We start from the raw sequence: 21,957 nt of genomic DNA on the forward strand, positions 1-21,957 counted from the left end.
TAGTGTGCTGGCGCGAGACTGCCCCAAGGGCCAAAAGTGTACCTACCTGAACGAGGAAGACTTCAGCGTGGGCTGTGTGGAGGTCACAGGAGTGGCGCAGGTTGGCGACCCGTGCACCCGGGAAGGCGGGGGCGTGGATAGCTGTGACGCTGATTCGTACTGTTATGACTATGAGGGAGGTGAGGAGGGAGACTGTGTGGCGTTTTGTGTCGATAGCCCCAAAGATGCGGACTGCTCCGATGAGGGGTTGATCTGCCATAGTCCTGAATTTCAAATCTGCAAATCACACTGCAGCCAGTTCTTGCAAAACTGTCTGGAAGGGGAGAAGTGCGTTCCGTATAGCGATAATGAGCTATATTTCAATGACAGCAAGTGCGTTGACGTGCTCGGGGACCAGGCGCCGGGAGAACCTTGTTGGACCGACGGGATGTCTGGTATGCATGATGATTGCGCCTTTGGTGGTTTTTGTTGGTTTCTCGAGACAAATGGCGATGAGTATGTGGGAAAGTGCATCAGCTTTTGTGATGGAGACAGCATTGAGGACCTGAGTTGTCCCGCGGAGACGAAGTGTCGGGTTCTGGGGCAGGAAGGGCCTTTCGTCTGCTGGCCCACCTGTGATCCTCTTGGGGATGATTGTGAGGATGGAAGCGTGTGTGCTTATGTTGGGAGTGTTGCGGGTATGTTCGAGTGCCTGATATCGACGAACGCTGCCGAGCCGGGCGAGGCCTGTGACTCCTTGTGGGACTGTGCCTCGGGAATGTGCATCTTTGAGGGAGGTATGCCGGACTGTGACAGCCTCGGTTGTTGTGCGCCGTATTGCGATACTACAGACCCTGACTGTAGCGCGATCCCTGGCTCTGAGTGTGTGCTGATGTTCGAGTCTGACGCTCCGGTTGGGGCGGAGAGCGTGGGCTTGTGTCGGCTTCCCTCCTGATCGGAGACGGAAGCCGAGCGAGCGCTCACACTCAGGCATGAAAAAAGACCACCGACCGAGCCTGGGCGGCTGGGTCGGTGGTCTGTTCGCGCGGGTGGGGTGGGTGCGCGTTCGGACGGCTCGGACTACTCGGACAGGTGGCAGCTCAGGCAGCCGAACTCGCCCTTGCCCGTGGTCACGTCGGTCTCCTCGCCGAGCAGCTCTGCCATCTGCGGGAGCACGGTCGAGACCATGAACTTGGTGGCCTCTTCGTCGAGATCCATGCCCGACTGGATCGGGTTCTCGGGGTCGAGGGGGGTGAGGTCGTTGGGCATGGCGAAGTCGACCTCCTTGTAGTCGGCGCCGTGGCAGTTGGCGCACTTGAAGGAGTCGACGCCCTGCTGCATGAAGGCTTCCTTCATCTTGGGCATGACCGTGGTGCCCATGTATTCCATGCGGGCGGAGCGGTCCATGTCGGCCCAGGCGAGCTCGCCGCCGGCCGCGTCGGCATCGGCCGCGTCACCCTCGCCAGCCGCGGCGTCTTCGCTCGCGTCGGCGGGGGCCGTGGTGTCGCCCTCTTTCTTGCAGCCGACGAAGCCGAGGCCCGCGGCGAGGAAGAGAGACAAGGAGATCGTCAAATTCGTTGAAGGGGAGGTCGTGCGCATGCGTGGGTCTCCGAAGGGGTCAGACCTACCACGAAAGCGCGCCGGACGTCAGGGCGGGTCAGCGCTCCCAGGTACCAAACAACCAGTCACCCAGGGGGATGGCGAAATTGAAGTTCACTCGTCGCATCTGCGCGGGATCGTGGTGCAGGCTGTGGTGGCGCCGCGCCCGAGCGACGCCGGGGAAGCGGCCAAAGGCGCTGTCCTCGGGCATGTGCGTGGCTAGGTGCAGCCACTCGTAGGCCAGGTAGTAGAAGACCAGGCCGGCGTAGGCGAGCAGGCCGACGTCGAGGCCGAACACGAGGGCGACGAGGCCCGCGACCGGGGCCCCGATCGCGACGAGGAAGAAGAGCGAGAGCCAGGCGGGGAAGATGGTCACGTGAAAGTCACGTGGGTCATCGATGGCCATGCGCTCGCGCGAGAAGAAGCGGTGGTGCTCGCTGGTGTGGCGCTTGTAGAGGCGCCCGAGCACGGGCTGGAGGTGGTGCATGGGCCCGCGGTGCACGGCGTACTCGACCAGGTTGGCGATCAGCCACGAGGTTGGGATGACGAGCAAGCTGGCGGCGCCGAGGTGATCGACGAGGCTCAGTGCCAGGCCGATGGCGGCGAGGCACAGCGCGCTGATGAGCGCCAGATGTCGCCAGCCGTGGTAGCGCGGGGGGAGCTTCTCGCTGCGGTAGTCCTCGCGGAAGGCACGGACTCGTTCGGGGGTGAGGGCCACACCACAGCCTACCAGCTCGCCTGGAGGTGGTCTCTCGCGATCAAATTGGTAGCGAGCTTCACCGTCTGAACGCGTGGGCGTTCGCGTCGGTGAATCGTCATTGGTCGCTCGTGCCGAGACATGGAAATTCCATTGTTCACAATATGAGCGGCTGCGGGCGTCGCTGTCACGCTCTCGTTTCGCGGCCGAGGCCCCGCCAGGTGGAGGGCAGCTTGCCCAGCGCGGGCTTTCTCGGTAGGAGCCCGGCATGGAATTTCTGCGCGCGGGTGGGTGGAGCCCCATGGCTCTCGTCACGATTGTCACGGGCGTCACGGGCGTCATGGGCTGTGGCGGCGAGGAGCTCGGGGACACCTTTGGCGAGGGCGTGAGCGACCTCGGCGACCTCGATGACGGGTTCTCGACCACGTCGACCGCCGGCGGGGACGAGTCGGACACGGACATGGGCGAGGGCGAGGGCGAGAGCTCGACCGGGGGCAGCTCGACGGGCACGGGGACCGACGACGAGGCCAGCGCGGACAGCTCTGGCGAGGAGACCAGCGCGGGCTCGACCTCCACCGGCGAAGACGAGGAATTTGCCCACGACAACATCTTTGGCATCGGCCTGGTCGCGCCTGGAGACCAGCAGCAGCTCGATCTCGCCGCCAACTTGGCGGGCAAGCACGGGGGCGTGCGCCTGACCTTTGCCGGGATCACCAAGGACATGCACGCGGCCTCGGACGAGTGGAAGCAGGCCGTGCAGCTGACCTACGACCGCGACCTGGTGCCCTACGTGCGCCTCGGGCCGCCCTGGGGAGATCGCCGAGTCCGCAACCAGTCGGACGACGGCGCGCACGCGAACTATGCCGCCTACGCCCAGGCCTACGCCGACACGGTGGCGAGCCTGCCCAAGCGCGAGGGCTGGCCGCTCTATGTCGAGGTCCATAACGAGCCCAACCTCTGCTACGAGTGGGCCTGCGACGCGGGCGATCAAAACGACGGCTGGCTGGGCTATCAGGTCGCCGCCGCCGAGTACGCACACATGCTCGCGGACGTGGCCGACGCCCTGCACGGTCTGGGTGACGCGCGGATCAAGGTGATGAATGGCGGCCTGGCTCCGGGGGGAACCGTGAGCTGTGAATGTGGTGGGGACGGCTACGAGGCCGGGATCACCTCGATCGAGTACATCCAGGCCATGCTCGCCGCGGAGCCCGGTCTGGCGGGCAAGCTCGACGCCTGGGCGAGCCACTCCTACCCTGCGGAGGGCAAGGGCTGGGGGTTCTTCGTGGCCTACGACGGCGTCAACGGCCAGGCGCAGACGGGCTTGGTCTACTACCAAGACGAGCTCGCGGCGATCGGGGCGCAGCTGCCCGTGGTCATGACGGAGACCGGCTGGACCACGGAATACGGGAGCCAAGATCAGGTCGCGAGCTGGACGGTCAACGCCTACAACTACGTCTGGCTGGCCGACGCGGGCATTCAGGCGATCTTGCCTTTTCAGCTGATGGACGCGAGCTGGGATGCATTCGCCTGGGCGGACACCAGCGGCAATCCCAGGCCGGTCTACAACGCCGTTCGCCAGCTCCGCTGTGATCTCGGTGTCGGCGGAGGCTGCTGAGAGTCTGTGAATTTTCCCCCACGACGCCATGCACGCCTGAGGGCCTGCGGGAAAAAATCACAGACTCTGATTTGTAGCGGCACGAAGGAGCAGCGCTATGCTCGTTGAGCATGCACTGGGTGCCGAGTCCACAATCGATCTTTTTCGTGTGCCCGAGTGCGCACACAATTCGGAAAAATCAGTCTGATGCGTGTCCCCAACAGCTCTGGGCGCGGAGGGGCACATGAGTCGAAACGCAGGGAGCCGCGGGCTCGAGCGCTTCACTGGGTCGAAGGGGGAGATCCTCGTCGACGCTCGCTTTGCTCCGCTCTACCTGACGAGCTGGCGCGGCAAGGTCGACGCGGAGGTGCTCGACAAGCTCTACGCCTGGCTGCTCGACGAATCCGCCGCCATCGCCGCAAAGGGTGGTTGCATCGCTTACGTCAACGATCTCGGGGCGATCGAGACCGCGTCCAGCGGCGTGCGCCAGATCTTCGTGGATCGAGCGGCGAACCTCCGGCACACGGTCCACGGCCAGGTCAACGTCGGCGCCTGGCATGTGGTGGGCGAGGGCGAGGCCCGGGGGATCTTGGCCAAGCTGGCCTGGGTCTCGCCAAACGACTGGAAGGGGTACGAGGTGTCGAGCTGGGCAGAGGGCATCCGCGCTGCCCAGGAGGCGCTGCGCGAGGCAGGGATCGAGATCGAGGAGCCCGAGCCGGAAGACTACGCCTTTCCGGATTGACCGCGAGGTTGATGGTGTGTGTCCCTGGCGCGGGCTGCTAGCCTGCGGCGGTGCAGTGTTCGCGGCAGAAGTCTTCTTGGCGAGGTGTCCGTGCCCGGCTCGTGGCCGTGGCTGCGCTCGCAGCCCTCTCGGTTCTCTCGGCGTCGGTCGGGTGCTCGAAGGCGGCCGAGTCCAAGGCCGAGGCCGAGGCCAACGCCAGGCGGGTCACCGCCGACTCGACGGTCGACGCGACCAAGCCGATCGTCGACGAGGACTTTGGCTTTCGCCTGAACTTGCCGGGCGAGGGCTGGAAGCTGCTCACTGAGCAGGACGCGAGCCAGCTGCATCCCGACGCGATCGCGGGCGGGCTCGACGGCAAGGGGGCGTTTGGGATCGTGATCGTCGAGCGCTTGCCGGGGGCGAGCCTCGAGCAGGCGGCGGCGCTGCTGTGGGCGGAGCCGCTCCCGGATCAGGAGATCGAGTCGGAGGAGGACGTCGAGCTCGAGGGGGTGGCGGGCAAGCGCCGGGTGTTCACGGCCACCCTCAACGGTCAGCGCTACCGCTACATGTCGTCGCTCTACTATCGCCAAGAGCACCTCTATCAGGTGGTCTCCTGGACGCTGGGGGGCGAGGGCAGCGAGCGGCAGGCGGCCTTCACGGACGCCTTCGCGCTGCTCCCCGGGGAGGTCCGCGGGCGTCGGGTCGAGCACGCGCCGGTGACCGCGTTCGATGGGGTCGGCTGGCGGGTCCGCGAGGGACGCTTCGAGAGCGCGCTGAGCGGGCTCGCGGTCGAGGTCGAGGCGCCCTGGCGCATGCTCGTGGGCAACGAGCTGGAGATGCTCAGCGCCGACGCCGAGATCGCGCTGAGCAACGACGCCGAGGGGAGCTACGTGCTGCTGATCTCCGAGCGGGTGCCCCCGAGCAAGGCGGGGGCGTTGGCCGCGGTGACGCGCGAGAACTTCGCCGAGGGCTTCGAGCAGGCGGTCGCCGAGCCCGAGGTCCACACGATCGCGGGTCAGGACGTTGAATTCACCCACTATCGCAACGGCCCGATCGACTACCTGCACGGGGTCATGACCACCCAGGCCTCGATCACGCAGCTGATGTGCTGGTACCCGAGCAGCAGGGGGGAGGAGGGCGAGGCCGAGGTCTACGCCGCCCTCGCCGGGATCGGCGTGCTGCCGGCGTCGCAGCGCGAGCAGCTGCGCGCCGAGCTGCTGCGCACGCCCCCTCGGCAGCGTCGCTATGGAGACCGCCGCTCGTACTGGGGAGGGCGCTTCCGCGACTTCGCCAACGCGCTGACCTGGACGTCGCCAGATGGGTTTTGGCAGGTCGACGACTTCGAGAAGGCGCGCGCGCTCTCGGCTTCGACCGTGCTCCGTGTCCAGGAGGTCGAGCTCGGGGCCCACCTGATGATCGAGGCCTTCGTCAGCGACATGACGCCGGCGCAGACCCTCGACGCGCTGCTCGCTGACAAGGACGTGCTCACGCGAAATCGCGCGACCATCGACGGCGTCGAGGTCGAGCGGGCGCGGGCGATCGATCGCAGCGTCGATCCACCTTTTGCCTACGCCTTCATGCTGGGCACGCACCGCGGGCAGGTCATCGCGGTGTCCACGTGGACCGTGGGGGACTCGCCCGCTCACGACGCGATCTTGACCGCGGGGCTAGCTGGCCTGGGCTTCGAGGGCGAGCTCGCGGAGCTGAAGGACGAGGGGCGCGTACACATCGACCAGCGCTACGGCTGGCGCGTCGAGGTCCCCGCTGGCTTCACGCTCAAGCCTGGCTCCGAGGTGCCCGGCGGCCGCGTCGAGGCGTGGGGACAGGGGGGCGAGGAGCTGACCGCCATGGTGCTCACGGAGGTGGCGAGCTCGAACGAGAAGGACTGGGTCTCGAGCTACATGGAGCAGCTGCTCCGCGATCAGATCGGCCCCGACAAGATGCTGGGCGCGCCCACGCGAGACGAGGTCGAGCTCGACGGGGAGCGCGTGCGACACCTGCGCTGGAAGGGGGTCGGCGGGCAGATCGACGCCGATCTCCTGGTCCGCGACGGGATCGTCTATGGCTTGCTCTACACGAACCTCTCCGACGAGGAGATCGCGAAGATTCGCGCGAGCTTTGCCGTCCTCGAGTAGCCGCTCTAGGGATAAAATTGGCTATACCAGCGGCGCATGCGGTGAATCGGACCGTCGCCTTTGGCCAAGATCGGCTTGTCCAGGTAGATCTTGTTCTCCCAGATATCAATGTCATTGGCCCATTGCGACACCCAATTGCCGATCACATAGGACACCAGCAGCCGCGGCATGCTCTTGTCGGCGAACCAGTGAAAGTCCACCTTCTGCTCCATCGGGCTCAGGGGTAGGTGGGTCTGGAACATCACGATCTCCCCCATGTCGGGGATCGTGAACCGAAAGGTCACCACGCTGCCGGGGCCGATGAAGGTGATCATCGCGCTGGCGCGGGTGCGCTCGAGCACCCGGCCAAAGGCGTGAAGCACGGCCCGGTTCTTGAAGTAGGCGAGGTGCGAGTGCTCGGGATCCGGCTCCCAGTCGGCGACGTGCTCGACGGCGATGCCGGGGACGGTGATCGCCGTCCAAGGCACGAACATCTTGCCGTGGACCGGCGCGAAGTGGGCGAAGTCGACGCTGTTCTCGGCGAATTCGATCAGGTGCATGTGCACCGTGTTGGCGTCGTGGCGGCCGCGAAACACGAAGCGGCCGTCGTCGACCTCCGGGATGTCGGGGATCTCGTAGGCGGGCACGTCGTTGGCGCTCGCGACCCGATCCCCGCCGCTGTACCACATGAAGATCTGACCGTAGCGCTCGCGCACCGGCCAGGTCTCCTGGCGCGCGCGCGTCGGCAGCTTGTCGGCATAAGGGATGTGGCCGACCTTGCCGTCCTCGCACAGCTGCCACTGGTGAAAGGGACACTCGATGCGCTTGCCCTTGACGCAGCCGCCGGCGAGGTTGGCCCCGAGGTGCGGACAAAAAGCCGACATCGCGTGGACCGTGGATCCGTCGGCGCTGCGATACACGATCAACTCGCGGCCGAGGCATTCGCGGTACTGCACCTCGCCCGGCCCGAGATCCGACGAGGCGGCCAGGCGGTACCAACCGTCCGGATATCCCGGTGGGTACGTGGCCGCGCGCATGGAGGTCGAAGGCCTGACGTGTGACATGGGACACACATCGTAAGGTTTGTTAGCTTCAATAAGCTAGCGCGACTTTCACGCAATCTCGCTCGGAGATGTGCTCGCCTTCGGTGTAGGGGATGCGCGCACTGGTCATGAGCACAGTTCAAGGGATGGGAAGGCGAAGGAACGTCTATCATGGACCCGTGATCCGCCGAGCCGCGCCGCTTTGTCTGCTCGCTTCTCTCGCCTGTTCGTCGAGCCCCGGCTCCGACACCGGCTCGACCAGCACGACCGAGGACGAGGGCACGACCGCCGAAGGCGGCAGCGAGGCGAGCACGAGCGACGCGAGCGACGCCGAGACCGAGACGGAGACCGATAGCGAGACCAATAGCGACACCGGGACCGCCGGTGAGACGGAGACGGAGACCGGTAGCTTGGGCGAGTGCCCGGAGATCTCGAGCGGCGAGGTCGCCGGGACCGTGACCCTCGCGGAGCTCGACGAGGCCTCGGGCATGGTCCGCAGCCGCTCGCAGGAGCTGCTGTGGGTGCACAACGACTCGGGGGACCTCGCCCGGCTGTTCGCGCTGGATCTCGGCGGCGAGCTCGTCGCCGAGCTTCGGCTCGAGGGCGCCGGGGCGCTCGACTGGGAGGACCTCGCCATCGGCCCAGGGCCCGAGCCCGGCGACTACCTCTACGCCGGGGACATCGGAGACAACGGCGAGGCCCGGCCCTACATCACGATCTATCGCCTGCCCGAGCCGGCCGACGTCGCCTCGCTCGGCGACGATCCGCTGCTGGTCGCCGACTGGGACGCGCTGGAGCTGACCTATCCCGACGGCTCGCACAACGCCGAGACCTTGCTCGTCGATCCCGTCAGCGGTGACCTGTTCATCGTGACCAAGGGCGAGGAGACCGGGCTCTACCGCCTGGCCGCGCCGCTCGCCGCCGGCGAGCTCGAGAAGCTGGCCGATCCCAACTACCCGAGCGCGCTGGCGACCGGCGGCGAGATCTCGCCGCAAGGCGACTTCGTGGCCGTGCGCGGCTATATCGACGCGTTTTTGTGGCCGCGCGCGGACGGCCAGACCATTGGCGAGGCCATGCTCGCCGAGCCCTGCGAGATCCCGGTCGCGAGCGAGCCGCAGGGCGAGACTCTGGCCATCGACGCCGACTCCATGGGCTACTTCACGCTCAGCGAGGGCACCGGCCAGCCGCTGTGGCGCTTCGAGTCCTCCTCGCGCCTCGTCTGGGACCGGCGGCCCGGCGCCTGAGACCCGTCACCCACGGGCAGGATCAGGGTTGCGGCGGCTTCGGCCGCGGGAGCGGCACCGGGATGTTCGGGGTGATCGGCGGGTAGAGGTGCTCGTTGTCGATCTGTTGCCCGCTCGCTAGCCAGTTCGGAACGTTGAAGCCCGGGCAGATCTTGTTCGAGACCTCGTGGTGCCCGTGGATCGTCGCGTCGCAGTACGTCCCCTTGAGCGCTGCGAGCTGGGCCTTGAGCGTGATCCACTGCGCGAGCGTGAACCTGTCCGTGCCGATCAAGCAGATCCCGAGGCTATCCCTATTGTGCATGTAGGCGTGCGCCCCGATCTCCTGGATGTGCCGGCCAGTATGCAGGGATCCGTCGATATAGATGATGAAGTGATAGCCGATATGCTTCAGCTCTTTGTTGAAGGTGTCCTTGTACTTGGACTTGCGGTTGAAGTCCCTCTCTCCGTGCCAACGATCGATGTCCTCGGCGGTGAAGGCCTTGCCGTTGGGCGTGGCCGCGCAGTGCACGAATAGCCGCTTGATCTCGCGCCCAGGGACCTGGACCTTCTTGCGCTCCGTGTTCTGTGTTGGAGAGGTCGAGGAGCCATCTTCGCTGACCACGCTGCACGACGAGTCCCCCTGCGGGAGGGTCGCCGGGAACAAGTCGAATGCATCCTTCACGCGCATGTCTACCAATCCTCTTCCAGGGTCTCTTCTGCGTCGAGGACCTCGATCTTCACGTCCTCGGGCTGAAGGCTGAACACGACCATGGTGCGCCCCTTTTCATCCGTGCGTCCGCGGATCTTGCGGCCATCGGCGAGCGTGAGCGTGTACTGGCGATCGGGGACCGGGTCGCCGTCGGCGTCGACGATGATGAAGCCTTCATCGTAGACGGGCTGCTCCGTGAAGCCGTCGCGGTCACCGATCAGGACGTTGTCGCTGCCCTGGACCAGCGTCCCGCCGCCGCCGCAGTGCGCGGTGGAGTCGCCCAGGCGGTGGGCTGGGACGCCGTTGATCATGACCGTGCTCGAGCCCGATGTCGCGTGCCAGGTGTTGGGTCCGCAGCACGCGGAGTGGACCCCTGGGTCGCCGACACGGACCGCGCTCTTGTTGTTGATGGAGACGTCGGGAGAACCCGCGACCGCGGGACCCGAGACTCCGTGCGCGCAGCAAGGCGCTCCGTGGGAGTCGGCCGGGCACGCCGCGTTATCACCTACTCGTCCAGCTTTTGGCATTGCGGGCTCCTAGCAGTTGAGCTTGATCATGCCGCCGCGGATGTCCGTATCCCCGGAGGTCTCCGAGTCGATCTTCGTCCCGCGAATGACGATCTCGCCGTTGCTGCGCAAGACGATCGAGGCCTTGCCGCAGACGATCGCGTACTCCTTGCCGACGGTCAGCACCTTCTTTGCGCCGACGCTCTCGTGGCTGTCGACGCCCACGGTCGCGGTCTTCGTGTCGCCGACGCCCTCGCTCATGTTGTCGCCGACGACCGTGTGCATGTCCTCGCCGACGGTGGTCGACATCACGACGCCGACGGCGACGGTCTTGTTGACGCCGACGGTCTCGGACATGTTGAGGCCGATCGTCTCGGTGTGGTTGGAGCCGACGGCGATCCAGCGATCGTTGCCGATCCGCTCGCGCTCGTCGTGATCCACGGTCTTGGTGCGATCGTGGTAGACGCGCGCGGTCTCGTCGTGGTGGATGTGCTGGTCCTTGTCGTTCTCGATGACGATGCTCCAGTCCTTCTGGCCATGAATGTGGATCTCTTCATGGCCAGTGGCGTCCTCGAAGCGCAGCATGTTGTAGCCGTCGCTGTTGGGCGAGCTGCGCGTGCGCCAGCCGCTTTGGGTCTTGTTGGCCGGGGCCTCGAAGGGGAACTCGTTCGCGCCGTTGTACACGCAGCCCGTGACCAGGGGGCGATCGGGGTTCCCCTCGATGAACTCGACCATGACCTCCATCCCTCGCCGGGGTATGAACTGCGCGCCCCAGCCCGGCCCCGACCAGCTCTGCGCGCAGCGGATCCAGCATGACGCGTCGGCAGCGTGGCTGGGCGTCTCTTCCCAGTGGAACTGGACCTGGATGCGGCCGTGCTCGTCCGTGTGGATCTCGTCGTCGCCGACGACGGTCGCCGTGTGCGGCCCGTGGACTCGGGGCTTGGGCGTGCGTTGGCGCGGTCGGTAGAGGCGCTCGCTCGGTCCGCAAGTGAACTCGTTGCCGTAGGTCGAGCCGTCCTCCGTGTCTTGGTACTCGTGCTTGACGCGGGTGACGAGGTACTCCTGCTCGAGCTCCGCGCTCGCGTCGGTCAGCCTGAAGCGCATCCCGGGCATGAGCGCGCTGATGTTGCTGCGGGCCGCGAGCGCCTCGCCCTCGAAGGTTTCGGCCGCGCTGGTGTCGGAGACCTGGTTGTCGAGGTCGTCGTGGATGTAGCGACGGTGCTGGTGGAGATAGACCCGGCGCTGGCGAGCGCGTTGATCCTCGCCTTCGCTGCGCTCGTCGAGCCAGCTGTTGGGCTCGCGCCAGTCGTAGTCGCGGCGCAGGGCGCCGGTCACGGTCAGCCTGCGAGCGTAGCCGAAGGCCTGGATCGACTCGAGGAGGATGTGCGCGGCGTCGTTCTCGACGAGGGGGACCTCTTCGCTGCCGTCGAGGTTCTCGAGCTTGGGATACTGGTTGTTGGCGTCACGCAGCGTGAGCTGCTCGACGCCCGCGCCGGGCTCGTGGACGTAGTCGTAGGCCAGGCCCTCCTCTTCGAGCAGGCGACGCACGAACGCGCGATCCGACTCGCGATACTGGACGCAGTAGTCGCGCTTGGCGGCGCCGCGCGTGGTCATGCCGAAGTCGAAGCTGCGACCGTAGGCGCCCAGCGAGCGCTCGAGCACTGTGTTGATGATCTCGCGGACCGAGCGGTGCTGCCAGATGCGGGTGTTTTGGCCCATGTCGAGCAAGGCGAACGCGGGCACGACGCGAAGCTCGACCCAGTGCTGGTGATCGAGCTCGCCACGATCTTCGACCTCCTCGATCACCCCGAACAGCCGCCGCCGCTCGATCACGCCCCGCGAGATGACGAGCTCACAGTCCGCGCCGAGCAGCGCGTTCGGGTCGAAGTCCTCATGCGAGGAGAGCATGAGGTTGGCTTGGTAGTCGCAGTCGACTTGCTCGCTCAACGACAGCCGACGGACCTGCAAGGTCGCGGGCTCGGTATCCTCACACCTAAATTCGACCTCGAGTGTCGCTAGTGCTAGTGGATTGGCGATATTCATCAACTTGGCGGCAGCATCTCGAATCTGCGATGTCGAGGTCAAGCCTCGATCTTCGTGCCGGCGTATCGATCTTGTGTCTTCCAGCACGGAGCCATAGACTGTCCGCCAGGCTGCGTGGTCCACTCGGAACTCATCATCCTGGCCCTGGCCTCGATTGTCGCGTTCTTGCTCTTGGGCCTGGCGTGGTGGGTGTGGCGGCATCACTCGATGCCACGCTCGGACCCCCAGCGAACGTCCCCGCCAAGTGTTGACACCGAAGGGCGCGCGATGGATCGCTTCGCCGCCGAGCAGGGTCGAGGGTTCGAAGCGCCGCAGGCCAAGGTGCATGTCGGCCACGAGCCCGCCGAGACCGAGGCGTACCTGCGAGATGAGCCATCGACGGATGTATTCGCCGTCAGCTACACCCCGTCCGAGCGCGGGGGGACAGTCCTCAGCGCGCCGCCCGAGCGCGGGGGGACAGTTCTCAGCGCGCCGCCCGAGCGCGGGGGGACAGTTCTCAGCGCGCCGCCCGAGCGCGGGGGGACGGTTCTCAGCGCGCCGCCCGAGCGCTCGGAGACCCTCATCTATACCTCGCAGGTGAGGGGGAGCATGGCGCGACCGCGTCGTGCCGCGCCCAGGATCGGCCAGAGCCAGGGCACGGCGGTGGTGCCGCTCGAGCGGATGCCCTTCGCCATGGACCCCGTGGACCCCGTCGATGACGTCGAGCAGGCCACGCAGGTGATTTCGCTATACGGCATGCAGCTCGCCGCGAAACTGGGTGAGGATGATGAGCCCACGCGCCTCGTGTCGCGCGAACAGATTTTCGCCGATCAAACTATCACGATTCCGCGTGATGAAATTATCGCAATGGCGAAAGCTGCGCGGACCATCGCGCGCGAGGTGAGCCGGGTTGCACCGGCGCCGACGGATCCCGAGAGCGTTCCGCCCAAGGACCCAACCCACGCGCGAGCGCGGCCGCCGAAGACGCTCGAGCTCGACGAGAGCGCGCTGCCGCCACCCGCGTGGACGAGTGAGCCCGAGTCCGCCCCGAGGGCGGAGCCTCACAGCGCGCCAATCGAGGTCGGCAGGGTCCAAGACCCATCGCCTGCCAAGGCGCCGGAGCTGTCCGAGTCGGTGTTCGCCGAGCACTTCGAAGCTGCCGTCGCTGCGCTGCACGAAGCGCTCTCGGACGCGCCGGGCCGAGATCTGAGCGCTCTCGCCGAGGGTGCTCAGGCGCGCTGGGAGTCGAGCCTCGGCGTGCTCGAGCTCAACGGCGAGCGCGCGGCCGAGCTCGTGCTGCTGCCGACCTTGTTCACGGCAGAGCAACCCGAGCAGCAGCGCTTCGCGGCCGCGATGGCGCTGCTGAACATGAAGGGGAGCCCCGGGCTGCTCGACGCGCTCGAAGGCTTCGACGAGGGGTGTCATCACGCGGTGACGCGCGCGCTCGCGTACCTCGATGACGAGGTCCGCGCCGAGTCGATCGCCGCCATGGGCAGCGCGCTCGTGGACGGTGCACAGCGCCTGAGCTGGCTGGATGTGTTCGTGCGTCGAGCCGCAGACCCGGGCGCGGAGTTGATCCACGAGCTGCTCGACGCGAGCGAGCGGGACGCCCTCGCGATGGGCCTGCGCATGCTCCCCTTTCATGCCAAGGCCCAGTCCTTCGCCACACAGGTCGACCGGAAGCTGCTGTCGACCAAGCCTGCGATCCGCAGCGAGGCGATCGTCGCGGGCCTGGTGTTGGATCGTCCCTCCGCGTGGATGCAGTGCAAGCAAGCCGCGCGCGCCCCCGACTTCCCCGCGCCCTGTCTGCTGCTGGCCACGCTGGGCACGAGCCGGGATCGGGAGCGCCTCGTCAGCTGGGCCTCGCGCGCGGCCGCGCCGGCCTACGCCGGCTGGGTGCTCGGCGTCAGCGGATGGCCCGTAGGCATCCGCGCGAGCCTCGAGCTCGCGCAGCGCGGCGAGGAGCAGGAGTGCGCGCGCGCGCTCGCGGGCTTCAACGTGGCCACGGGCGCGAGCGCGGACACGGTAGACGCTGCGGCGGCGTGGTGGGAGGCGCACGGCGATCGCTTCGAGGATGGACGGCGCTACCTCGGCGGTGAGCCCATGACCTCGGCGTCGCTGGCTGCGGCGCTCTCGCTGGGCAGCCAGAGCTGGCGTGAGGCGATCGCGCTCGAGCTGCTGGTCCGCAGCAAGGGGGCGCTGCGGCTGCCGACCGCGTTCATGCCTGCGCGCGCGGGGGATCTGGCCACGCACATCGAGCTCTGTGGGCTCGACCTCGAGGCTGCCTATCGAGCGAGCTAGGAGCCCGTGGTGGAACCCAGCGCGGCTCCTGGCGCCGGGATTTTCGTCGAGGGCGCGAAGCCAAAACGCCGCTGTACCGGGCGTACTGCCAGTTTTGGCGACAAAGCCCTCGGCGAAAAGACCAAGCGAGGTGTCGTGTTGGGTTTCACCACGGGCTCCTAGAGCGGCGCTCGTGCGCGCTCCAGAGGACTCGACGGGGTTCCAGGCGCAGGACAGGTAGGCAAGAGCCCCGCGGAGCCGCTCAGAGCAGCGCGTCCACGCGGATGGCGGTGAGCGCGGCGACGAGGGTGAGGGCCGCCAGGGGGGCGAGGAAGACCGCGAGCAGGCGCCTGCCGACGGGGGCCGAGGCCTGGCCGATCCAGACCGCGCTCTGGACCAGGCCGATGAGCGCGAGGATGGCGATGGCCCAGGGCATGGCCGGATGGTAGCGCCGGGGCAGCTTTTTTGCGCCCCGTCTGGGGCGCGATACAAGCGAGGGGATGCTCGTCAGCCCCGACGCCGAGCTTGGCTACGGCCTGGCAGCTTTCTTGGGCGCCGTGCAGGGGGTGGCGGAATTCCTGCCGATCTCCTCCTCCGGTCACCTGTCCTTGTTCGAGGCCTGGCTCGGGGTCGACGCCGAGGCGGCGGGGCACAGCTTCAACATCGTGGTCCACGCGGGGACCCTGCTCGCGGTGCTCCTGGTGTTCCGCGAGGATCTGCTGGGCTTGCTGCGGGGGCTCTTCGATCCCCAGCGGGTGCCCTGGGCTCGGCCCACGCTGCTCGCGCTGATCGTGGGCTCGCTGCCCCTGGGGGTGGTGCTGATCCCCGGTGTGGAGGAGCTGGTCGTGCAGATGGAGGGCCAGGTGCGGGCGATCGGCGTGGCCCTGCTGGTGACCGCGGCCATGCTCGGCTTCACCCACCGGAAAGAGGCGCCCCTCGACGAGCGAGACGAGCCGCCGAGCTGGCGCGCGGCGCTGGTGATCGGTGTGGCGCAGCTGGTGGCCGTGGTGCCCGGGATCTCGCGCAGCGGCTCGACCATCGCGGCGGCCTTGGCTCTGGGTTTGGGCCGGGCCAGGGCCGCGCGCTTCTCGTTTTTGCTGAGCATCCCGGCGATCACCGCGGCGACGGGCAAGGAGGCGCTCGACCTGCTCACGGGGGACGTGCCCGTGGCCATCGCGGCGGGGCCCTTTGCCGTGGGCTTCGTGTGTAGCTTCTTGGTGGGGCTGGCGGCGCTGCGCTTGTTGTTGGCGTTGATCGAGAAGCTCGGGTTGCTTCCCTTCGTGCCCTATCTGGTGCTGGTGGGGGCGCTGGCGGTCATCTTGGGTTGAGCCCGGCCGGGTCGGCGAAGGTCCACCACCTCTGCGGGCTCGCGGGCTCGCGGGCTCGCGGGCTCGCGGGCTCAGCCGCCGAGGCAGTCGACGGCCTCGCCGAGCACGACGGCCTCGCCCGAGAGGATCGTCGCCTCGAGGTAGACCAGGCCGGAGATCGGGCGCACCCGGGGCTCGCGGGCGACGACCTCGGCCTCGCCGACTTCCCCCGTGGGGCCGCGCCAGCGCAGGCGGGCGCCGAGCTCGAGCTCGCGGGCGCGCTCGGGCTCGACGGCCAGGCGCAGGCGCAGGTCCGCGGTGTCTTCGAGGCGCAGCACGGTCTGCCCGGCCTCGACCCACTCCCCGGCCTGGGCGAGGAGCTGGGTGATCTGGGCGTCGAAGGGCGCGGGGACCTGCCCGGCGGACAGCTCCCCGTCGACGATCTCGAGCTCGCGGCGGGCGACCTGGGCCCGGGCCTGGGCCGCCTGGGCGTCGACGCGGGCGAGGGCGGCGGCGCGCTCGGCCTCGGTGATGTCGCCCTGGGCGACGACGCCCGCGAGGCTGCGCAGGGCGTCTTGCTCGTCGTCGTGCTGGCGCGCGCGGACCGTGGCGCGGCGGCCCTCGGCGTGGGCGACCTCGACGGCGGCGCGGGCCTTGGCGCGGCGGGCCTGGTCGACGCCGCGCTCGACCTCGAACAGCGGAGCGTCGGCCTGGACCAGGCGGGCGAGGGGCTGGGCGTCGGCGAAGCGCACGAAGCCCGAGCGCGGCGCGGCGAGGTCGAGGTGGCGGGCGCTGACGACCACGGCGGGGGTCGACCACGCGAGCTCGGCGGGTGCCTCGGCGGGTGCGGGTGCGGGTGCGGGTGCGGGTGCGGAAGCGGCGGGCTCCGGGGCCTGGGGGCTCGGGGCGGGGGGCTCGCGGGGGGGCGCCTCGCCGACGCAGCCCGCGGCCAGGCTCAGGGTCAAGGCGCAGCCGAGCGCGGGCAGGGAGCGGTCGCTCGAGCCGCGCACGAGACAGCGGAGCAGGCCGTGGAGGAGGACTCGGAGGGGGATCATGCTGCGTCACCTTTCGGGGTCTGGGCCGCGGCTCGGGTAGGGGAGCTCGCGCCCTCGGCGAGTAGCTCGAGGGGGCTGGGGAAGGCCGCGCGCGGGTCCTGGGCGCGGACGAGCTCGGCGTAGGCCCCGTCGGCGGCCAGGAGCTGCGCGTGGCTGCCCTCCTCGACCACCCGCCCGCGCTCGAGGACCACGATGCGGTCGGCCCGGCGCACCGTGGACAGGCGGTGGGCGATGATCAGCTTGGTGCAGGGCAGGTCGTGGAGCTTGGCGTGGACGCGGGCCTCGGTCTGGGTGTCGAGGGCGCTCGTGGCCTCGTCGAGGATCATCAGCTTGGGGCGGTGGACGAGGGCGCGGGCGAGGGCCAGGCGCTGCGCCTCGCCGCCCGAGAGCGAGCTGCCGCCCTCGGCCACGGGGGTCGCGTAGCCCGAGGCCTCGGCCATGATGCGAGCGTGGAGCTCGGCGGTCTTGGCCGCCCACTCCACGGCCTCTTGGGGCGCGGGGTGGCCGAAGCAGATGTTGCTGCGCAGGCTGCCGGCGATGAGCTGGACGCGCTGGGGGACCACGCCGATCTGCCGGCGCAGGTGCACGGGGTCGAGGGTCTGGAGCGGCCGCCCGTCGATGCGCACCTCGCCCGCGTCGGGGCGCTCGAAGCCGAGCACCAGGCGGGCGAGGGTGCTCTTGCCCGAGCCCGTTGACCCGACCAGGGCGACGGTCTCGCCGGGCGCGATGTCGAGGTCGAGGTCGCGGATGACCGGCTGATCGGCGCCGTAGCCGAAGCTCACCCCGCGCAGCTCGACGCGGCCCTCGAGGGTGTGCAGCGCGAGGCCGGGGTCGAGCTCGGTGGGCTCGGCGAGCACCTCGTTGGCGCGGCGGGCCACGGAGCGCGCGTCGGCCAGCTGCTCGACGGCCGACACGAGGTTGGACACGGGGCCGATGAACGCGGGCGAGAGGCTGCTTACGGCGAACAGGGCCCCGAGGGTGATGTCCCCGCGCATCACGGCCGCGCCCGCCAGGGTGATCACCGCGGCCGGGACGAGCACGAAGTTCAGTGTCGACAGGGACTGGACGAGCACCTGGAAGTTGGCCCGGCGGCGGCGCTGGTCCAAGCTGGCGACGAAGTCCCGGGACCAGCGCTGGAGCATGGCGACCTCGCGGCCCATGGCCTTGACGCTCTCGATGTTGTGCAGCAGCTCGACCTGGCGGGCCTGGCAGGCGGCGTCGGTGTGCAGGGCGTCGGCCATCATCTGCTCGCGGGCGCCGCGGGTCACCCGGACCATGGCGGCCTGGAGCCCCGCGAGCAGGCCGATGACCAGGGCCACGCTCGGGACCAGCCACAGCAGCGCGAGGAAGAAGAGCGCGGCCATGCACGCGTCGAGGACCACCGACAGGGCCAGGCCCGAGATGGCCTCGCGGATCTTCCCGTGGCCGTTGACGCGCTGGAGCAGGTCGCCGGTGGGGATCGCCGCGTGCACCCGCGGCGAGAGGTGGGCGAGGTGAAACAGGAAGTGGCCGCGCATCTCGGCCTCGAGCTCCACGTCGAGCTGGGCGAGGACGCGGCCGCGGACCACCTGGGTCCACATCTGGGCGAAGGCGGCGATGACCAGGGCCGCGCCGAGCATGGCGAGGCCGCGGGCCTCGGACCAGGGGATGAGCTCCTCGACGGCGAGGGCGAAGCCCGTGGGCACGGCGAAGCCGACGACCTGGAGCAGCAGCGAGCACAGCACGGCGGCGGCCAGGGCCCGGCGGGCGCCGAGCACCCGGCGGATGTGCGGCCACAGGGGCTGGCCGCGGTCGTTGCCGACCTCGAAGTCGTCGCCCGGGCAGAGGTTGAGCACGACGCCCGTGAAGTGCCTGGAGATGGTCGCTAGTGGCAGCCAGCGCCGGCCCGCCGCGGGGTCGAGGATCTCCAGCTCGACGCGCCCGGCCCGGCGCCGGCGCCCGCCGAGGACCACGAAGTGGTTCATGTCCCAGTGCAGGATCGTCGCCGTGGGCCCGCCCAGGGGCCCCTCGCCCCGGGCGACCGCGGGCAGCTCGTCGAGCTCGATCTGGTAGCCCTGGACGCGGACCCCGAAGCTCGCCGCGGCCTCGGCGATCTGCGCCAGGCTCACGCCCGTGGCGGGGATCGGCCCGAGGGCGGCGCGCAGGCGGCTGGCGGTGGTCCGCCGCCCGATCCGGGCCAGGGCCATGGTCAAGCTGGCCAGGCCGCACTCGCTCGCGCGGCCTTGGGCCACGAGCTCGCGGCGACCGGCGCGGCGGTGCATGGCCCCGCGCAGGGCGTCGATGAAGGCGCTGGCGGAGGTCATCGCAGGGCTCCTTCTTGATCGGGCTGGTCGGGCTGGTCGGCGGGGGCGAAGCCCAGGCTCTCGGCGGCGCGGCGCAGGGCCGAGCGCTCGCGGAGCACGAGCTGGGCCTCGCCGAGCATGCCGTCGCGCAGCTCGAGGCCCGCGGGCGCGCGCTCGAGCCGGGCCCGGACCGCGACGACGCTGTGGGGCGCGCCCTCGAGGCCCGCGCTCCGCCCGAGCTCGGTCAGCGCCCGCGGATCCTCGGGGTCGATCCAGTCGCGGCTCACGGACACCACCCGGAACAACGCGGGCTCGCGGCCGCGCCCGCCTTTGGCGAGGTCGACCTTCAAGACCGCGCCGACCTCGATGCTCGCGGGCCCGGGGAAGTGGGCGAGGAGCTCCATGGGCGCGGCGAGCTCGTCCTCGGCATCAGGGGCGAGGGTCGCGACGATGTCGCCGCCCTCGACCCGCGCCCCGACCTCGGCGCGCAGCGAGGACACGACCCCGACCCGGGGGGCCCGGAGCTCGAAGGCCGCGAGCTCGACCGCGGCCGCGGCCTGCTCGGCGCGGGCGGCCCGAAGCTCGCGCTCGAGGGCGGCGTCGTTGGGCGAGCGGAGCGAGGCGAGCATGGCCTCGCGGGCCCGGGCTCGAGCCTGGCTCAGGGCTCGCTCGCGCTCCGGGGCGTCGAGGCGGGCGAGCAGCTGACCGGCCTCGACGGCCTCGCCCGGGGCGACCTCGATGGACTCGACGTTGGCGCCCGCGGCCGCGCGCAGGTGCGTCGAGCCAGGGGCCCGGAGCACCGCCCGGCCGCGGCTGAGCTCGTCGCCGGCCATGAGGGAGGCGGCCGCGATGGCCATGCCGAGCACGCCCGCGGCGAGCAGGGGCAGGCGCAGCACGGCCGGGCTGCGGATCTCGACGGCGCGGGGGGCCGCGAGGGACAGGGGGCCCAGGGCGTCCTCGTCGGCGTACATGGCTTCCGTGCGGAACTCCATCGCGGCTTCCTTCGAGGCGCCGCGCGCAGATCTGACGCCGCCCGCTGGAGGGCTCCCGTGAGCGCGGGTCCGCGCGCGCTCCGGGGCGGCGCAAAAAATCTCAAAAAAATCGACGCCCGGGCATCAGGTTTTCGCGGCCCGCAGGCAATGAGCTGAGTGTCCAGGGCGCGTCGCCCCGAGCAGCGCCCGAGCATCCAGCACCTCCAGCATCAAGGAAAACCAGACATGTTCAACGCCAAAAAAGAGCTCACCCTCGCCGACCTCCGCAACGTCCGTGGCGCCTACGCCGAGGCGACCGCGACCGCGACCGCGACCGCCGAGGAAGAGAAGAAGACCATCGAGGTCCGCACCGCCGAGGACTTCTTCACCACCGACGAGCAGCGCGCCAAGTGCGAGTGGGAGGGCTGAGGCCCGCCTCGAATCGACTCCCGAGGGGCGTCGCGGCGGAGCCCCAACTCCGCGCGGCGCCCTGCTCTTTTTGCCCCTCCAGACCCCGACGAGCCCGCCATGAACGCCCCCCTCGACGCCCGCACCGAACCGACCTCTCCGCGCGCCGCTTCGGCGCGCCTGCGCAGCCTCGGGCCCGTGGGGCAGTGGCTCCGGGACCCCCAGGTCCGGACGATCCGCCAGCCCATCGACGCCGAGTGGGACTATGGCCGCCACACCTCCCGGGCGGGGGTGGGCTTCAACCCGGTCCGGGCCGAGGTCCACATCGCGCAAAACTCCCTGGTCGCGCGCTGGCTCGACGGCGAGCACGACCTGCGCGCTCTCAACGTCCGCGATCAGTTCGTCCGCGAGCTGATGTTCTGCGTCCACGACTACCTCCACGCCTGGGCGTCGCTGCAGATCAACGAGCTCGCCCCGGCGCTGGGCTTCGGCACGGCCACGCTGAGCCCCGAGGGCCTCGAGACCCAGGCTTGGGCGCTGCTGGTCACCGAGGCCGTGGCCGTGGTCGGTCTCGACTACTGGTGGCTGTCGCGCATCGACCTGCGCGCGGAGCTCGACATCGGCAGCACCTTCCGCCAGCTGACCATCTCTTACCGCGAAGAGGACGCCCCGGAGTTTCGCCGGGCCTGGCCCGAGTTCGACGCCCAGCGCCCCGAGTTCCTCCGCGCCCTGGGCGAGTTCTACTGCCACGGCCGCTTCCAGGGCTTCGACCTCCAGGACGTCAGCCGCAGCCCCGCGCTGTTGCGCTGGCTCGAGCACGAGCTGAGCTACGGCGAGGTCCAGCGCCGCTACATCCGCGAGTGGCTGTGCCACCTCGGCGGCCTGCCGGCGCCCTCGCGGGAGGCGGCGGGCGAGCCGGTGGCCTGCGACGCCGACTGGCAGCGCGAGGTGCTCGACGAACTCGGACGGCGGCTGTGGGCCAAGATCGTCGGCGGCGAGGCTCGGCTGTCGCGGGCGCCGATCGACGCGGCGAAGACCTGGCGCGCACCCCTGGCCGGGGGCCCGCAGGGCTCCAGCGGCTCCAGCGGCTCCAGCGGTATGGCTCAGCCCATCGACGCTCGCTTCATCAACCTCGCCGCCTTCCCCGACCCGGACGCCGCCATCGCCGAGCGCGGCCTCGCGCCGGCGTCGCGGCTGCACTGGTTCGACCAGCGCCTGCGCCTTTGCAGCTTCGCCGGCAACCCCGAGCTGCTCGGGCTGCTCCCCGGCCTGCGCGCGAGCCTCGACGAGGACGAGGGGGCGCTGGCGCGCTGGGTGTTCGCCAAGATCCCGCGGGTCGAGGCGACGCCGGTCTCGCGGCTGAGCTTCCCGCCGACCCGCGACCTGTTCTTCCCCAAGTGAGCGCCGCCCCGTCAGACCCGGGCGCGGGCCCGCGAAGGGGGCGGTG

At 69.4% G+C, this 21,957-nt stretch carries 18 protein-coding genes; 8 read left to right on the plus strand and 10 right to left on the minus strand.

What is annotated here, in order from left to right; all coding sequences use genetic code 11:
* Positions 1 to 1,059: 1,059 nt before the first annotated feature.
* A complete protein-coding gene (locus G6O69_RS17645; protein WP_172304666.1) occupies positions 1,060 to 1,578 on the minus strand; it encodes a hypothetical protein in 519 nt (172 codons plus the stop codon).
* A 58-nt stretch (positions 1,579 to 1,636) separates the two neighbouring features.
* The gene (locus G6O69_RS17650) at positions 1,637 to 2,296 is read right to left on the minus strand and encodes a sterol desaturase family protein (RefSeq protein ID WP_172304667.1); all 660 of its coding nucleotides are present in this window, start codon (positions 2,294 to 2,296) and stop codon (positions 1,637 to 1,639) included.
* Between the two features lie 247 nt (positions 2,297 to 2,543).
* Here G6O69_RS17650 and G6O69_RS17655 point away from each other — a divergent pair, with 247 nt between their 5' ends.
* The 3 genes from G6O69_RS17655 (at position 2,544) to G6O69_RS17665 (ending at position 6,725) form a co-directional block, all read left to right on the plus strand.
* Positions 2,544 to 3,890 (plus strand): hypothetical protein, encoded by a 1,347-nt coding sequence (locus G6O69_RS17655; RefSeq protein ID WP_172304668.1) that lies wholly within the window; start codon positions 2,544 to 2,546, stop codon positions 3,888 to 3,890.
* A gap of 223 nt (positions 3,891 to 4,113) precedes the next feature.
* Positions 4,114 to 4,611 (plus strand): hypothetical protein, encoded by a 498-nt coding sequence (locus G6O69_RS17660; RefSeq protein ID WP_172304669.1) that lies wholly within the window; start codon positions 4,114 to 4,116, stop codon positions 4,609 to 4,611.
* Between the two features lie 50 nt (positions 4,612 to 4,661).
* Positions 4,662 to 6,725, plus strand: coding sequence for a hypothetical protein (locus tag G6O69_RS17665; protein ID WP_176396918.1), 2,064 nt, complete (start codon positions 4,662 to 4,664; stop codon positions 6,723 to 6,725).
* A 5-nt stretch (positions 6,726 to 6,730) separates the two neighbouring features.
* On the opposite strand, the gene G6O69_RS17670 is transcribed toward G6O69_RS17665, so the two are convergent.
* Entirely contained in the window at positions 6,731 to 7,768 is a 1,038-nt protein-coding gene (locus G6O69_RS17670; RefSeq protein WP_172304671.1) for a Rieske 2Fe-2S domain-containing protein, read from the minus strand.
* 158 nt (positions 7,769 to 7,926) lie between these two features.
* Between G6O69_RS17670 and G6O69_RS17675 the strand changes: the two genes are divergently transcribed.
* Positions 7,927 to 8,991, plus strand: a complete 1,065-nt coding sequence (locus G6O69_RS17675) for a hypothetical protein (protein WP_172304672.1) — start codon at positions 7,927 to 7,929, stop codon at positions 8,989 to 8,991.
* A 22-nt stretch (positions 8,992 to 9,013) separates the two neighbouring features.
* Here the strand turns inward: G6O69_RS17675 and G6O69_RS17680 are convergent, their stop codons facing one another.
* Genes G6O69_RS17680 through tssI form a run of 3 tightly spaced genes read right to left on the minus strand, consistent with a single transcriptional unit; the run spans position 9,014 to position 12,228 of the window.
* Entirely contained in the window at positions 9,014 to 9,658 is a 645-nt protein-coding gene (locus G6O69_RS17680; RefSeq protein ID WP_172304673.1) for an N-acetylmuramoyl-L-alanine amidase, read from the minus strand.
* Between the two features lie 2 nt (positions 9,659 to 9,660).
* Positions 9,661 to 10,206, minus strand: a complete 546-nt coding sequence (locus G6O69_RS17685; RefSeq protein WP_172304674.1) for a PAAR domain-containing protein — start codon at positions 10,204 to 10,206, stop codon at positions 9,661 to 9,663.
* Positions 10,207 to 10,215: 9 nt separating this feature from the next.
* Complete coding sequence (tssI, locus tag G6O69_RS17690) at positions 10,216 to 12,228, minus strand: type VI secretion system tip protein TssI/VgrG (RefSeq protein WP_176396920.1); 2,013 nt, start codon at positions 12,226 to 12,228, stop codon at positions 10,216 to 10,218.
* A gap of 54 nt (positions 12,229 to 12,282) precedes the next feature.
* Between tssI and G6O69_RS17695 the strand changes: the two genes are divergently transcribed.
* Positions 12,283 to 14,508 carry a hypothetical protein gene (locus G6O69_RS17695; protein ID WP_176396921.1) on the plus strand — a complete coding sequence of 742 codons (2,226 nt, stop codon included), beginning with the start codon at positions 12,283 to 12,285 and terminating at the stop codon, positions 14,506 to 14,508.
* A 241-nt stretch (positions 14,509 to 14,749) separates the two neighbouring features.
* On the opposite strand, the gene G6O69_RS17700 is transcribed toward G6O69_RS17695, so the two are convergent.
* A complete protein-coding gene (locus G6O69_RS17700) occupies positions 14,750 to 14,923 on the minus strand; it encodes a hypothetical protein (RefSeq protein ID WP_172304677.1) in 174 nt (57 codons plus the stop codon).
* A 64-nt stretch (positions 14,924 to 14,987) separates the two neighbouring features.
* Here G6O69_RS17700 and G6O69_RS17705 point away from each other — a divergent pair, with 64 nt between their 5' ends.
* Positions 14,988 to 15,815, plus strand: a complete 828-nt coding sequence (locus G6O69_RS17705) for an undecaprenyl-diphosphate phosphatase (protein ID WP_172304678.1) — start codon at positions 14,988 to 14,990, stop codon at positions 15,813 to 15,815.
* A gap of 71 nt (positions 15,816 to 15,886) precedes the next feature.
* Here G6O69_RS17705 and G6O69_RS17710 read toward each other — a convergent pair whose 3' ends face one another.
* Genes G6O69_RS17710 through G6O69_RS17720 form a run of 3 tightly spaced genes read right to left on the minus strand, consistent with a single transcriptional unit; the run spans position 15,887 to position 20,123 of the window.
* Positions 15,887 to 16,849, minus strand: a complete 963-nt coding sequence (locus tag G6O69_RS17710; RefSeq protein ID WP_172304679.1) for an HlyD family secretion protein — start codon at positions 16,847 to 16,849, stop codon at positions 15,887 to 15,889.
* The gene (locus G6O69_RS17715; protein ID WP_172304680.1) at positions 16,846 to 19,152 is read right to left on the minus strand and encodes a peptidase domain-containing ABC transporter; all 2,307 of its coding nucleotides are present in this window, start codon (positions 19,150 to 19,152) and stop codon (positions 16,846 to 16,848) included. Before G6O69_RS17715 ends, G6O69_RS17710 begins: the two co-directional genes overlap by 4 nt.
* Positions 19,149 to 20,123, minus strand: a complete 975-nt coding sequence (locus G6O69_RS17720; protein ID WP_172304681.1) for a biotin/lipoyl-binding protein — start codon at positions 20,121 to 20,123, stop codon at positions 19,149 to 19,151. The genes G6O69_RS17715 and G6O69_RS17720 overlap by 4 nt, the downstream gene beginning before the upstream one ends.
* A gap of 225 nt (positions 20,124 to 20,348) precedes the next feature.
* Here G6O69_RS17720 and G6O69_RS17725 point away from each other — a divergent pair, with 225 nt between their 5' ends.
* Positions 20,349 to 20,531, plus strand: coding sequence for a hypothetical protein (locus tag G6O69_RS17725; protein ID WP_172304682.1), 183 nt, complete (start codon positions 20,349 to 20,351; stop codon positions 20,529 to 20,531).
* 99 nt (positions 20,532 to 20,630) lie between these two features.
* Positions 20,631 to 21,911 carry a hypothetical protein gene (locus G6O69_RS17730; protein WP_172304683.1) on the plus strand — a complete coding sequence of 427 codons (1,281 nt, stop codon included), beginning with the start codon at positions 20,631 to 20,633 and terminating at the stop codon, positions 21,909 to 21,911.
* Positions 21,912 to 21,957 lie beyond the last annotated feature (46 nt).

Source organism: Pseudenhygromyxa sp. WMMC2535 (assembly GCF_011083025.2).

Coding starts and splice junctions, on each gene's coding strand:
- G6O69_RS17730 (WP_172304683.1), top strand. CDS start 20,631: ATGAACGCCCCCCTCGACGCCCGCACCGAACCGACCTCTCCGCGCGCC.
- G6O69_RS17715 (WP_172304680.1), bottom strand. CDS start 19,152: ATGACCTCCGCCAGCGCCTTCATCGACGCCCTGCGCGGGGCCATGCAC.
- G6O69_RS17660 (WP_172304669.1), top strand. CDS start 4,114: ATGAGTCGAAACGCAGGGAGCCGCGGGCTCGAGCGCTTCACTGGGTCG.
- G6O69_RS17710 (WP_172304679.1), bottom strand. CDS start 16,849: ATGATCCCCCTCCGAGTCCTCCTCCACGGCCTGCTCCGCTGTCTCGTG.
- G6O69_RS17645 (WP_172304666.1), bottom strand. CDS start 1,578: ATGCGCACGACCTCCCCTTCAACGAATTTGACGATCTCCTTGTCTCTC.
- G6O69_RS17680 (WP_172304673.1), bottom strand. CDS start 9,658: ATGCGCGTGAAGGATGCATTCGACTTGTTCCCGGCGACCCTCCCGCAG.
- G6O69_RS17670 (WP_172304671.1), bottom strand. CDS start 7,768: ATGTCACACGTCAGGCCTTCGACCTCCATGCGCGCGGCCACGTACCCA.
- G6O69_RS17655 (WP_172304668.1), top strand. CDS start 2,544: ATGGAATTTCTGCGCGCGGGTGGGTGGAGCCCCATGGCTCTCGTCACG.
- G6O69_RS17720 (WP_172304681.1), bottom strand. CDS start 20,123: ATGGAGTTCCGCACGGAAGCCATGTACGCCGACGAGGACGCCCTGGGC.
- G6O69_RS17725 (WP_172304682.1), top strand. CDS start 20,349: ATGTTCAACGCCAAAAAAGAGCTCACCCTCGCCGACCTCCGCAACGTC.
- G6O69_RS17685 (WP_172304674.1), bottom strand. CDS start 10,206: ATGCCAAAAGCTGGACGAGTAGGTGATAACGCGGCGTGCCCGGCCGAC.
- G6O69_RS17700 (WP_172304677.1), bottom strand. CDS start 14,923: ATGCCCTGGGCCATCGCCATCCTCGCGCTCATCGGCCTGGTCCAGAGC.
- tssI (WP_176396920.1), bottom strand. CDS start 12,228: ATGAATATCGCCAATCCACTAGCACTAGCGACACTCGAGGTCGAATTT.
- G6O69_RS17705 (WP_172304678.1), top strand. CDS start 14,988: ATGCTCGTCAGCCCCGACGCCGAGCTTGGCTACGGCCTGGCAGCTTTC.